Below are 11,665 nucleotides of genomic sequence, written 5' to 3' on the forward strand. Positions count from 1 at the left end.
AGGGGGAGCAGGGGAGCAGGGGAGCAGGGGAGCAGGGGAGCAGGGGAGCAGGGGAGCAGGGAATTGATAATTGATAATTGATAATTATTTCCGATTCCCTATTACCTATTACCTATTCCCTATTCCCTATTCCCTTGTGGATTACAAAACTCAAATGGAAACGCTATAGCTAGATTTTTAATAAAATATGAAAAAAAAATGAGATAAAAATAAATTTAAAACATTCATTTGATTTATTTTTTTGAAAGTGTTATTTTTGCAGTAACCTATGACTAAATCTTGAGTAAACTAACCTTAAATGAACCTCACTACAATCCTACTCATTGCCTTGGGGTTATCCGCCGATGCCTTTGCCGTTTCCCTTTCCAGTGGCTTAGTCATTCGCCATATTAAATTAAACAAAATCTTAAAAATTGCCTTATTTTTTGGTGTTTTTCAAGCCATAATACCGTTAATTGGCTGTGGAATTGCCCGCAATTTTCAGGGACTTTTATTAAACTTTGATCATTGGATTGCCTTTATTTTACTATCTTGGATTGGGGGGAAGATGATTTATGAGGCCCTACAGGAAGACGAAAATTAAGGGTTTGATCCTCTAGATAATTACACATTATTAGGGTTGGCGATCGCAACCAGTATTGATGCTTTAGCCGCCGGGGTAAGTTTCTCCGTGTTACAAGTCGCCCTCGCCCCCGTCATTACCATTATTGGCATGACCACCTTTGCCCTCTGTTGTTGTGGAGTCCTAATGGGTCATCGTTGTGGGGACTTCTTTGGCAGTAAAGTTGAGATTCTAGGCGGATTGATCTTGTTGGGCATTGGGATCAAAATGTTAATCGAAATCATAACCTCGTGAAGGTCTTGCCCTCAGTGCGGGGTGCATTATGGCATTAAATATCGATATACTAAAGACCAAGATGTTGCTGCCGCTCAGTCGTCATGCAACGAGTTCTTGTCCTTGTAACCGATAAACAACTCGCCTTTAGGCAGTGGAGTGTCAAACTAAGGACTTAGGTCTGATCATCCCTCACAACATAAGCACTATGCCATCTAGTATTTCACTACTGACCAAAGAATTACCCAGTTTAGACTATACTGCTACTCCAGAACGCTTTGACATCACTTGGGAATCCCCACTCTCCACACTCTTGGGCTTAGGACGGGCAGCAGGAGCAGATTTTGTTGAATTTTTCCTAGAACGGGTCAACTATATCAGTTGTCTTGCCGAAGAAGATACCATTACCAGTATTACCCCACGCCTCTCCACAGGGGCCGGAGTGCGGGTTTTCCGGGGGATAGGAGACTGTTACGTTAGCACCAATGACCTGTCATTCCAAGGGCTAAAGGGAGCTTTAGAGAAAGCGCTAGCCATCTTAGGGTTAACATTACCAGCCCCTAATTCCTACGTTCCCGAAGTGTATCTAGAACTCCTACGGGATTATGGCACAGCGAAAGAAAAAGAACGCTGGCTCAGTGAATGTAGTTCCATGCAGGAAATGGGGGATATATTACTAGCGGCCAATGACCAATTAAAGCGGAATGCCTCCCATGTACAATCCCGACGGGCCGTTTATTTCCGAGACTGGCAAGAAGTCCTAGTAGCAGCCAGTGATGGCACCTTCGCTCGGGATATTCGCTTAACTCAATCAGTGGGCTACAATTTGCTCTGTGCCGATGGAGAGAATCGCACCTCCAATAGTATCCGGGATGGAAATACCAGTGATCCCGATTTCCTTCGCAATTGGGACTATAGCACCACAGCCGCCAACTTGGGAGAATCGGCCGGAAAAATGCTCTATGCCGACTATGTGGAGTCGGGAGATTATCCAGTCATTATGGCCAATCATTTTGGGGGGGTGATTTTCCATGAAGCTTGTGGCCATTTATTAGAAACGACCCAAATTGAACGGAAAACTACGCCTTTTATCGACAAAAAAGGGGAGAAAATCGCCCACGAAAATCTGACCGCTTGGGATGAGGGGCGCTCTGATGATGCCTTTGGAACCATTGATATGGATGACGAGGGAATGCCTACCCAGCGCACGTTATTGATTGAGAATGGGGTATTGAAAAACTTTTTGAGCGATCGCGCCGGATCTTTGCGTACAGGTCATCCTCGCACAGGAAGCGGTCGCCGTCAAAGTTTCGCCTACGCCGCCGCCTCTCGGATGCGCAATACTTACATCGCCCCCGGAGACTATAGCCTTGATGATTTATTTAACTCCGTGGAAAAAGGTATTTACTGTAAAAAAATGGGCGGTGGTAGTGTTGGCGCAACGGGAGAATTTAACTTTGGGGTCGAAGAAGCCTATTTAATCGAAAATGGCAAAATTACGAAACCCCTCAAAGGTGCGATTTTGATTGGAGAAGCCAAGGAAATTATGAATAAAATTTCCATGTGTTCCAACGATTTAAGCCTTGCTCCGGGCTTCTGTGGTTCAATTAGTGGCAATATTTACGTCACCGTAGGTCAACCTCATTTAAAAGTGGATTCCATCACCGTTGGCGGTCGATAAATTGCTTCCACTGTCCTCGAAAAATGGTTCAATGAGAAGGGAATCTTGTTAAAAAATCCCCTTACAAATCTCAAAAAAGCCTGCAATGTTCTAAGTAAAATTCTCTCAATTTTAACGGATTGGGAGAATAAAATTCAGACCCATTTGCTCCTAAAAAATCACACTCTCTTACTACAAGAGGGTCGATTCTATCACTCAACTTAATCATGGCAAACGTTCAAGAACTATCCGATTACACCCGAGAAATTGCCCAACGTTTAGGCATTCATAAATATGATGTTTATGGGTCTTCCACTGACTCGACAAGCGTCCAAGTAGATCAGGGTGAACCCAAACAGGTTAAGGCTTCCAACCGTTCCAGTATCGTGGTGCGAGTGTGGAATGAGAAACAAACGATGGGCGTAACCTCGACAACAGATATTGATCCGAAAGGGATTGAACTGGCGTTAAAAACAGCCCAAGAAGCCAGTTATTTTGGGGTTAAGGAAAACATCCCGGATTTTAGTCCAGAATCCACTAATCCTGTCGTGGAAATTGAGCCACAAACGGCAACGATCGCAGAAGTTCCGGTGTTAATTGAAACCCTAATTCAAGCGGAAAAAGAATTAATAGCGGCTCATCCAGCGATTACCAGTGTTCCCTATAATGGACTGTCTCAACAGGATTTAGATCACTTCTATCTCAACAGTGCGGGGGCGGTGCGTTATGAACGCCATAATACTACGTCGATGTATTTATATAGTAAGACCGAGGAAAATGGCAAAAAACCCCGTAGTGCTGGGAGTTTTCGCCTGAGTAACGGTTTAAATCAATTGGATGTTGACGGCTGTATTAAAGAAGCGGCGGAAAAAACCATTAGCCATTTAAACTATCAAAAGGTGAAAACGGGCAAGTATCGGGTTGTGTTTTCGGCGGAAGCATTTCTTCAATTGTTGTCGGTGTTTTCTAATCTGTTTAATGCTCAAAGTATTCTCGATCAACAAAGTCTCTCCACACCGGATTCTCTAGGCCGTGCGATCGCCTCCCCCCTGCTTTCCGTTTGTGATGATGCCTTACATCCCCAAAATATCGCCAAGGAAACCTTTGATGGAGAAGGCACTCCCACCCGTCGCACCCCAATTATTACCGATGGCATCCTGACCAGTTTTTTACATAGTGCTGGCACCGCCAAACGCCTCAACACCCAACCCACCGGAAACGCCAATATCGGCGCGAAAGTCACCGTTAGCCCTCATTTTTATCATGTCTTCCCCGGACAGCCTGCCCAGGAGGTGTTAAGCCTCGCTGAGGCAGAAAATGTAATCTGGATTGATGATTTACAAGCTCTCCATGCCGGAGCAAATGCGTTACAGGGGTCTTTTTCCCTACCCTTTGATGGCTGGTTAGTGAACAAGGGAGAGCGCATTAGTATTGATTCGGCAACCGTGGCCGGGGATTTCCGGGAAGTGTTGAAGTCGATTATTTATGTGGAATCGGAGTTAGAGTTAACGCCCGGTGGGGTATGTCCTCGGATTTGGGTAGACCAATTGTCTATTACCGGGGAATCTTAAGCAGACACCCGGTTTCAGGTGCTGAGATTTCCCCCCCCTCCACAGGCAGGGCGTTTTCATTTTCCAATTTTTAACCCAGAAAAGGGAGAAAACTAATCACTTTTTCTCCCTTTTTTCTAATTTTTTAGGTCGAGCATTTTTAAGTCACATGAGTCTTTCTAAAGCTGAAGCGAAACAACTCTTAGAACGTTTAATTTTTGAGGAAACAGATCCGGATGATTGGGTGCAGGATGTCTGGGGATTAAGCCCTTTTTTAGGGGATAGTGCAGCGAAATTATGGGAGGCTTTTAATACTTTATTGGAGATTTGTCCCGAGGAAAAATTAGAAAATTGGCTAGAGAGCCTTTATCAAAATTTATCCGAGTGAACGACTCTATCCCTCTAGAAAGTAGGATAGAGCGTCCTGATTTAATTTAAAGTTATATCAAGTCCGGTTAAACACTTGTCATTGTGACTGAAGAGAAGAAATCGCCAAGACTAGCGAGATAGCAGGGATTGCTTCACTCCACTGCGTGACCTTCGCCATGACTTAATATGTTGATTAAGCGGATTTGATATTACCAGATCAGCCCAAAATATCTAGAGACAAAGCCCTACTTGTCTCTGAGAAAGTCACTTAAGCTGTAGTATCATACTTTAACGGTTTAGGACATCATTCCGATGCTCAACCGAACCGACAATTTTCACAACATCAGCAATTAATTCCGGGGGAACATTGAGTTCTTGCAGTGTGGCCACTAAGTTCTCAGCAATGGCATCAAAATGAACATCACTCAATCCCATTTTTTCTACTAATTGTTGATGGGCTTCTCTCATGCTGCGACCCTTAAAATGATCAGACCCACCAAAAGCATAGGTCATAAAGGCTTTTTGATGATTTCGTTGGGCATTCATATCCAGATCAACGAAAAAGTGCTTTACTCGGTTATCTGTCAATACTTTTTCATAAAACTTATCAACAGCTAAATTAACCGCTTCTTTTCCGCCGAGTTTTTCGTACAAACTGGTCATGATTTTTAGATTTTGTTGACTGTTAACCATCTTACAGGATCGGGAAAATTGAGAGCAAATCTGGAGTAAATTTGTTAACTCAAGAAGTGGCAACTCAATCAGACGGGGTATCTGTGCCATCACAGGGGCTGAGATCCTCCTCCTGCCTGCAATCTGGGGGGTGGTTTTGCGATCGCCCTCTATCTCCGTCACCACTACATCTCAGCCTTTGTCCTGGGGGCTAATGCGATCGCCATCCGTCTCAAATTCTAACCGCAAATGACCCTATCTCTCTGTCTCAGAGTAGAGTACGTTGGCCACTCAAAACAGTAAAAATGAATAAGTGTATCCAGCCTATACCCCCTAGCCCACTCTAAATTCCCGTATTAGAAGCCCTAATACTTGTCAGCATCCTGTTTGAATTTTTCAGCATTATCTTCAAGAAAAATTATACACCATGACTATCTTAACAATCCTTTGGATTGCCCTCTCCTTTTTTGTCGGGTTTGTTATCTACTTATTCCCCCCCCTCTCCCGTTATTTAGCCCTAGCCATTGCCCTCTTTTCCGGCAGCTACGCACTGATTAACTTTGGGCAATCCTCCCCCTTAACCTTACAACTGTTAGACAATTTTGGCGTTAGCTTGCTAGTCGATCAACTGAGTAGCTTTTTTATTCTCACCAACGCTTTAGTCACAGCCGCCGTTATTTTTTACTGTTGGAATACCGGGAAAAAAGCCTTCTTTTATGCCCAACTGATCATCCTTCATGGCAGCATGAACGCGATTTTCATTTGTGCCGACTTTATAAGCACTTATGTCGCCCTAGAAGTCATTGGCATTTCCTCCTTCCTACTCATTGCCTATCCCCGCACCAACAAATCAATCTGGGTCGCCCTGCGTTACTTATTTGTCAGTAACGTAGCCATGTTATTCTACCTAATTGGGGTCATTCTGGTTTATCAAACCAATCACTCTTTTTCCTTTGCTGGATTCACCAATGCTCGCCCAGAAGCCATTGCTTTAATCATTTTGGGACTATTCGTAAAGGGTGGCGTTTTTGTCTCGGGATTATGGTTATTGCCCTTAACCTATTCTGAATCAGAAACGTCCGTTGCGGCAATCCTTTCCGGTGTGGTGGTCAAAGTGGGGATTTTCCCCTTAGTACGCTGTGCCTTAATGTTTGAAGAGATAAATAGTATTATCCGTATTGTCGGGGTTGCCTCCGCCCTGCTAGGGGTTATCTATACCATCCTAGAACAAGATACCCGGAGAATGTTAGCTTTCAGTAGCGTTTCTCAATTGGGCTTCATTTTAGCTGCCCCAGAAGTAGGAGGATTTTATGCTTTCAGTCACGGTTTAGTCAAATCTGCTCTGTTCCTAATCGTCGGAAACCTACCGAGTTTTCAATTCAAAGAGTTACAAAACAAACCCATCTATAAACCCCTCTGGATTGCCCTAGTTGTCGCTAGTTTTTCCATCTCGGGATTCCCTTTGCTCTCAGGATTTGGGGCAAAAGTATTGACCATGAAAAGCCTCCTAGGTTGGCAAGTTATTGTGATGAATATTGCCGCACTAGGAACAGCCATTGCCTTTGCTAAATTCATCTTTTTACCCCAAGGGGGTGAGAAAACCATTAAATATGGTTTTTGGTCAGCGATGGCCATATTATTGGGTGGATTAGTCGTGGCCAATGGGGTGTATTACAAAGCTTACACCTTAGAAAATGTGATTAAACCCTTAGTGACTATTGGCTTAGGTTGGCTGATTTATTTCTTCTTGATTAAACCCATTGTTTTGAGATTACCTCGAATGTTGGAACAGTTTGACCATTTGATTGGGGTGATGAGTTTGATATTGGTATCCCTGTTTTGGATGGTGTTGGCATGAAGTGAGTCCTTTTGATTGATGGAGTCAAGGAGCAATGGATGGAGAGAAGACCAAAAAACAATTCGTCGGTTAGTGTTTTTGTACTTAAAGATGCCCCAGTGAGTGCTGATGCGATCGCCATCCGTCTCAAGGCCTAAGCATAAATGACCCTATCTTTCTGTCTCAGAGTAGATCACTTTTGCCACCAAAAATGGTAAAAATAAACAATTGTATCTAGCCTATGCCCCTTAGCCTACTTTAAATCCCCGTGTTAGAAGCCTTAATACTTGCCAGCGTCCTGTTTGGATTTTTCGGCATCATCTTCAAGAAAAATCTGATGATGAAAATTATCGCCATGGATGTCATGAGTACAGGAGTCATTGCCTATTATGTACTCATTGCCTCCAAAGATGGTGCTTTTACCCCCATTCTTAGCCAGTTAACAGGTGATGTTGACCCCATAGCCTACGCCGATCCAGTCCCCCAAGCCGTTATTTTAACAGCCATTGTGATTGGCTTTTCCATTCAAGCCCTGATGCTAGTCGGGGTGATGAAATTAGCCCAAGATAACCCCACCTTAGAAACCCACGCGATCGAGAAAAATTATACACCATGACCATCTTAACGATCGTTTGGATTGCCCTCTCCTTTTTTGTCGGGTTTGTTATCTACTTATTGCCCCCCCTCTCCCGTTATTTAGCCCTAGCCATTGCCCTCTTTTCCGGCAGCTACGCACTGATTAACTTTGGGCAATCCTCCCCCTTAACCTTACAACTGTTAGACAATTTTGGCGTTAGCTTGCTAGTCGATCAACTGAGTAGCTTTTTTATTCTCACCAACGCCCTAGTCACAGCCGCCGTTATTTTTTACTGTTGGAACACCGGGAAAAAAGCCTTCTTTTATGCCCAACTGATCATCCTTCATGGCAGCATGAACGCGATTTTCATTTGTGCCGACTTTATGAGCGTTTATGTCGCCCTAGAAGTCATTGGCATTGCCTCCTTTCTGCTCGTTGCCTATCCCCGCACCAACAAATCAATCTGGGTCGCCCTACGTTACTTATTTGTCAGTAACGTAGCCATGTTATTCTATCTCATTGGGACCATTCTGGTTTATCAAGCCAATCACTCTTTCTCCTTTGCTGGATTCACCAATGCCCCCCCAGAAGCCATTGCTTTAATTATTGTAGGCTTATTAGGAAAAGGCGGCGTTTTTGTATCAGGATTATGGTTGCCGTTAACCCATTCTGAATCAGAAACTCCCGTTTCAGCTATCCTTTCCGGTGTAGTCGTGAAAGCGGGGATTTTTCCCCTAGTACGCTGCGCCCTAATGTTTGAGGAAGTAGATAGTATTATCCGTATTTTCGGGGTTGCCTCCGCCCTGCTAGGAGTCATCTATGCCATCCTAGAACAAGATACCAAGCGGATGTTAGCCCTCAGTACCATTTCCCAATTGGGCTTTATTTTAGCCGCCCCAGAAGTGGGAGGATTTTATGCTTTAACCCACGGTTTAGTCAAGTCGTCTCTCTTCCTGATTGCCGGAAACTTACCGAGTCGTCAATTCAAAGAGTTACAATACAAACCCATCTATACTCCCCTCTGGATTGCCCTAGTAGCCGCTAGTTTTTCCATCTCGGGATTCCCTTTGCTCTCAGGATTTGGGGCAAAAGTTTTGACCATGAAAAGTCTCCTAGGTTGGCAAGTTATTGTGATGAATATTGCCGCATTAGGAACAGCCATTGCCTTTGCTAAATTCATCTTTTTACCCCAAGGGGGTGAGAAAACCACTAAATATGGTTTTTGGTCAGCGATGGCCATATTATTGGGTGGATTAGTCGTGGCCAATGGGGTGTATTACGAAGCGTACACACCAGAAAATGTAATTAAACCCTTAGTCACCATTGGTTTAGCTTGGCCGATTTATTTCTTCTTGATTAAACCCATTATTTTAAGATTACCTCGAATGTTGGAACAGTTTGATCATTTGATTGGGGTGATGAGTTTGATGTTGGTGTCCCTGTTTTGGATGGTGTTGGCATGATTGGCTATTTGAATATATTATTACGGCTCACGATCTGGTTTTTGTTGACGGCGGATTTAAGTTTAGCCAATATTATTATTGGTGTCGCCGTAACATTGTTACTCCCTCGGGTAGCCACTTCTCCGGGGGCGATTAAAGACTGGTTAAGGGCATTTTGGGAGGTAGTCGTCGCCATTCCTCAAGCCTATTTTGAAGCGTTGGAAATCATGGTGCGTCCTCATAGTGCAGAAGCAATTACGATGGAACGAGTCAAACCCCAACGTACACCGGGCTTGATTTTCTTAGATATTTTCGTGATTACATTCACGCCGAAAACTATTGTTTTGAAATATCATGAAGATGGCTGGTATGAGGTGCATCGTGTCACCCCAAGGAGAGACAAATGAACTTAATGTTATTAGCGATGTTATTGGCTTTATTAATCCCCATGTATGAGGCATGGCAGGATGATAATATTTGGCAAAAAATGTTAGCGTTTGCCAGTATTGCTACAAAAACATCGATTCTCATTCTCGTTGTTTCAGTGCTGCGAGATGATTGGATGATTGGAGTGGTTGGCGTGCTAATTTTAAGTCTGGGTAATGCGTCATTAATGTTATTAGCCCAAATTATCAAACGTTTAAATCAAATTTAAGTTAAATCAGATTTAAGTACATGGGTCTGTTAATTGTTGAAAAAATAAATCAGAAAGGTTATAAAAGTATAGTTTTATGGTAGATATCATCAGTTATTTTTGCTTCGGACTGGGTATTGTGTTTTGGTTTTGGGGGACTGTTCCCTTAGTGGGCGATCGCTCCGTACTGTTCAAACTCCATAGTCTCTCCGTAGCAGACACATTAGGCTCTATGAGCATTGTTGTGGGATTATTACTCAAAATCCCCAACGAGTGGCCCCTTTTAATCTTAGCCCTCATTTCCTTGGCGATTTGGAACACCATTCTGGGTTATGTTTTAGCCTATTGTTCCAGTAGTCGTGAGTAACGTCTCTCACTCAACCCAACCATCCGAATCCCTAATCTACTGTTCCCGATTCCCTATTCTCAGCCCTCCATGAACAACACCGATATTTTAGTCATCGTTTCCCTACTGCCTTTGTCAGCCTTGATGTTAGTCTTACAGGTCAATCCCTATCATGCTTTAGTCATTCGCGGGATTTTAGGGGCCGTTGCTGCCTTAGTTTATGCCGTGTTAGGGGCGGCCGACGTGGCACTAACTGAGGCCTTGGTGGGTACAATGTTGTCGATTACTCTCTATGCGGTGGCTGTACGTTCCTCTTTGGTGATGCGTTTAGGAGTGGTGACAGAAGGGGAAACCCTCTCAGAGGAAGAAATGCCCGAAGGATTTGGGCAATTGCTCTCAGAGTTACGGACAGCCCTCAAAAAATATCATGTCCGTTTAGAGTTAGTTTGTTATGTCAATGAGGAAGCATTAGAACAAGCCTTGCAAGACCATGAAGTTCATGGAACTTGTTTGCCCTCGGAGATTAAAGAGTATCAAATCATTACCCGTATTGAACGCCTATACGAGATTTTTCAAGCGGACACGACATTCCCAGTCAGTCGCTGGGAAGATGTTGTGGCAAAAAAGCTCACTCAGCAAGCGGAATTAAGCCTTAATCCTTAATTAAAACTAATTTTTATCAAACACAAAACTATGAAATGGATTTATTTAGCAGCCGGGCTAGCTCTTTACCTTAAGATCATAGTGATCTCTAATCCTGAAGCGGGGTTGTTCGACGCTTCCATTGTGGAGTTGGTGGTGCAAGATAGCGGAGTGACTAATGCCGTATCGGGGATTATTTTTAGGAATCGCCTCTACGACACGATTTTTGAGGTAGTAGTGTTTACCTTGGCGATTATGGGGGTGCGTTTCCTGTTGGCCAACGAAGCTCCGTTAACTGTGGTTCACCAATTGAGAGATCAACCCTCCATTGTCTTGGCACGTTTAGGGGCAACAATTGCGGCGCTAGTGAGTATTGAATTAGCCATCCGAGGCCATTTGAGTCCGGGGGGCGGTTTTGCGGCCGGGGTGGCTGGGGGAACCGCCATTGGTTTGATTGCGATTACTTCCTCTTCCGAGTGGATGGAGGGCATTTACCAACGCTGGCGGGCGGCAATTGTGGAGAAAATCTCCGTTCTAATCTTTATTGTGGCGGCGGTGATGACGTTGGTAGGGATAGAATTCCCTCATGGGGAGTTAGGGGGTTTAGTGAGTGGGGGGATTATGCCGATTTTGAATATTTTAGTGGCGATTAAGGTAGCTTTAGGGTCTTGGGCGGCGGTGTTGCTGTTTATCCGCTATCGGGGGTTGTTATAGGTTAAACCAATCAAGGGATTTTAGGGGATTTTCGGTAAAGCTCAAGCGGAGGACTGGTAAAAATGACCCAAGCGGCATCAAGACAAGTCTGTTGGACAATCCGGGATTTAGAGGGGTTTCCAGAGAATGGCAACCGCTACGAGATTATTGAGGGGGAGTTGTTTGTGACGCGATCGCCTCATTGCTCAAACTCTATTCGGTGCAGGGGGTTTTAGAGTATTGGATATTGGATTATCTGCAATGTCGGGTGAAGACCCTCGCCCTCGGTTTTACCGACGGGATGAAACCCGACCAGTATAGAAACAGCGAAGCACGACTCTTTAGCTAAGGCTCAGGGATCACTCTTAGCATGACAATTTGTGCTGTATATGTTAGTATACATCTAGT

General features: G+C 44.1%; 13 protein-coding genes and 1 pseudogene. 13 read left to right on the forward strand and 1 reads right to left on the reverse strand.

What is annotated here, in order from left to right:
• The first annotated feature begins 298 nt into the window (after positions 1-298).
• The 4 genes and pseudogenes from K4A83_RS19665 (at position 299) to K4A83_RS19680 (ending at position 4,433) form a co-directional block, all read left to right on the forward strand.
• Positions 299-856, forward strand: a pseudogene (locus K4A83_RS19665) (manganese efflux pump MntP).
• 187 nt (positions 857-1,043) lie between these two features.
• Positions 1,044-2,516, forward strand: coding sequence for a TldD/PmbA family protein (locus K4A83_RS19670; RefSeq protein ID WP_265266383.1), 1,473 nt, complete (start codon positions 1,044-1,046; stop codon positions 2,514-2,516).
• A 206-nt stretch (positions 2,517-2,722) separates the two neighbouring features.
• Positions 2,723-4,066, forward strand: coding sequence for a TldD/PmbA family protein (locus tag K4A83_RS19675; protein WP_265266384.1), 1,344 nt, complete (start codon positions 2,723-2,725; stop codon positions 4,064-4,066).
• A 148-nt stretch (positions 4,067-4,214) separates the two neighbouring features.
• Entirely contained in the window at positions 4,215-4,433 is a 219-nt protein-coding gene (locus K4A83_RS19680) for a hypothetical protein (RefSeq protein ID WP_265266385.1), read from the forward strand.
• Positions 4,434-4,702: 269 nt separating this feature from the next.
• Here K4A83_RS19680 and K4A83_RS19685 read toward each other — a convergent pair whose 3' ends face one another.
• The gene (locus K4A83_RS19685) at positions 4,703-5,077 is read right to left on the reverse strand and encodes a group I truncated hemoglobin (RefSeq protein WP_407810199.1); all 375 of its coding nucleotides are present in this window, start codon (positions 5,075-5,077) and stop codon (positions 4,703-4,705) included.
• A 436-nt stretch (positions 5,078-5,513) separates the two neighbouring features.
• Between K4A83_RS19685 and K4A83_RS19690 the strand changes: the two genes are divergently transcribed.
• The 9 genes from K4A83_RS19690 (at position 5,514) to K4A83_RS19730 (ending at position 11,606) form a co-directional block, all read left to right on the forward strand.
• A complete protein-coding gene (locus tag K4A83_RS19690) occupies positions 5,514-6,944 on the forward strand; it encodes a cation:proton antiporter (protein ID WP_265266387.1) in 1,431 nt (476 codons plus the stop codon).
• A 247-nt stretch (positions 6,945-7,191) separates the two neighbouring features.
• Complete coding sequence (locus K4A83_RS19695) at positions 7,192-7,539, forward strand: NADH-quinone oxidoreductase subunit K (protein WP_265266388.1); 348 nt, start codon at positions 7,192-7,194, stop codon at positions 7,537-7,539.
• Entirely contained in the window at positions 7,536-8,963 is a 1,428-nt protein-coding gene (locus K4A83_RS19700) for a cation:proton antiporter (protein ID WP_265266389.1), read from the forward strand. Before K4A83_RS19695 ends, K4A83_RS19700 begins: the two co-directional genes overlap by 4 nt.
• Entirely contained in the window at positions 8,960-9,349 is a 390-nt protein-coding gene (locus tag K4A83_RS19705) for a Na+/H+ antiporter subunit E (RefSeq protein ID WP_265266390.1), read from the forward strand. Before K4A83_RS19700 ends, K4A83_RS19705 begins: the two co-directional genes overlap by 4 nt.
• A complete protein-coding gene (locus K4A83_RS19710; protein WP_265266391.1) occupies positions 9,346-9,597 on the forward strand; it encodes a hypothetical protein in 252 nt (83 codons plus the stop codon). Before K4A83_RS19705 ends, K4A83_RS19710 begins: the two co-directional genes overlap by 4 nt.
• A 76-nt stretch (positions 9,598-9,673) precedes the next feature.
• Positions 9,674-9,943: a monovalent cation/H(+) antiporter subunit G gene (locus K4A83_RS19715; protein WP_265266392.1), complete on the forward strand. Its 270-nt coding sequence runs from the start codon at positions 9,674-9,676 to the stop codon at positions 9,941-9,943.
• A gap of 69 nt (positions 9,944-10,012) precedes the next feature.
• Positions 10,013-10,585: a DUF4040 domain-containing protein gene (locus K4A83_RS19720; RefSeq protein ID WP_265266393.1), complete on the forward strand. Its 573-nt coding sequence runs from the start codon at positions 10,013-10,015 to the stop codon at positions 10,583-10,585.
• Between the two features lie 30 nt (positions 10,586-10,615).
• Positions 10,616-11,278 carry a Na(+)/H(+) antiporter subunit B gene (locus K4A83_RS19725; protein WP_265266394.1) on the forward strand — a complete coding sequence of 221 codons (663 nt, stop codon included), beginning with the start codon at positions 10,616-10,618 and terminating at the stop codon, positions 11,276-11,278.
• Between the two features lie 181 nt (positions 11,279-11,459).
• Positions 11,460-11,606, forward strand: coding sequence for a hypothetical protein (locus tag K4A83_RS19730; RefSeq protein ID WP_265266395.1), 147 nt, complete (start codon positions 11,460-11,462; stop codon positions 11,604-11,606).
• Positions 11,607-11,665: the final 59 nt, after the last annotated feature.

It is taken from the genome of Spirulina subsalsa FACHB-351, from assembly GCF_026130165.1.
Classification (GTDB): Bacteria; Cyanobacteriota; Cyanobacteriia; order Cyanobacteriales; family Spirulinaceae; genus Spirulina_A; species Spirulina_A subsalsa_A.

Bases quoted from the DNA above. Each gene is read 5' to 3' on its own strand.
- K4A83_RS19670 (WP_265266383.1), top strand. From the start codon at position 1,044: ATGCCATCTAGTATTTCACTACTGACCAAAGAATTACCCAGTTTAGAC.
- K4A83_RS19675 (WP_265266384.1), top strand. From the start codon at position 2,723: ATGGCAAACGTTCAAGAACTATCCGATTACACCCGAGAAATTGCCCAA.
- K4A83_RS19680 (WP_265266385.1), top strand. From the start codon at position 4,215: ATGAGTCTTTCTAAAGCTGAAGCGAAACAACTCTTAGAACGTTTAATT.
- K4A83_RS19685 (WP_407810199.1), bottom strand. From the start codon at position 5,077: ATGACCAGTTTGTACGAAAAACTCGGCGGAAAAGAAGCGGTTAATTTA.
- K4A83_RS19690 (WP_265266387.1), top strand. From the start codon at position 5,514: ATGACTATCTTAACAATCCTTTGGATTGCCCTCTCCTTTTTTGTCGGG.
- K4A83_RS19700 (WP_265266389.1), top strand. From the start codon at position 7,536: ATGACCATCTTAACGATCGTTTGGATTGCCCTCTCCTTTTTTGTCGGG.
- K4A83_RS19705 (WP_265266390.1), top strand. From the start codon at position 8,960: ATGATTGGCTATTTGAATATATTATTACGGCTCACGATCTGGTTTTTG.
- K4A83_RS19710 (WP_265266391.1), top strand. From the start codon at position 9,346: ATGAACTTAATGTTATTAGCGATGTTATTGGCTTTATTAATCCCCATG.
- K4A83_RS19715 (WP_265266392.1), top strand. From the start codon at position 9,674: ATGGTAGATATCATCAGTTATTTTTGCTTCGGACTGGGTATTGTGTTT.
- K4A83_RS19720 (WP_265266393.1), top strand. From the start codon at position 10,013: ATGAACAACACCGATATTTTAGTCATCGTTTCCCTACTGCCTTTGTCA.
- K4A83_RS19725 (WP_265266394.1), top strand. From the start codon at position 10,616: ATGAAATGGATTTATTTAGCAGCCGGGCTAGCTCTTTACCTTAAGATC.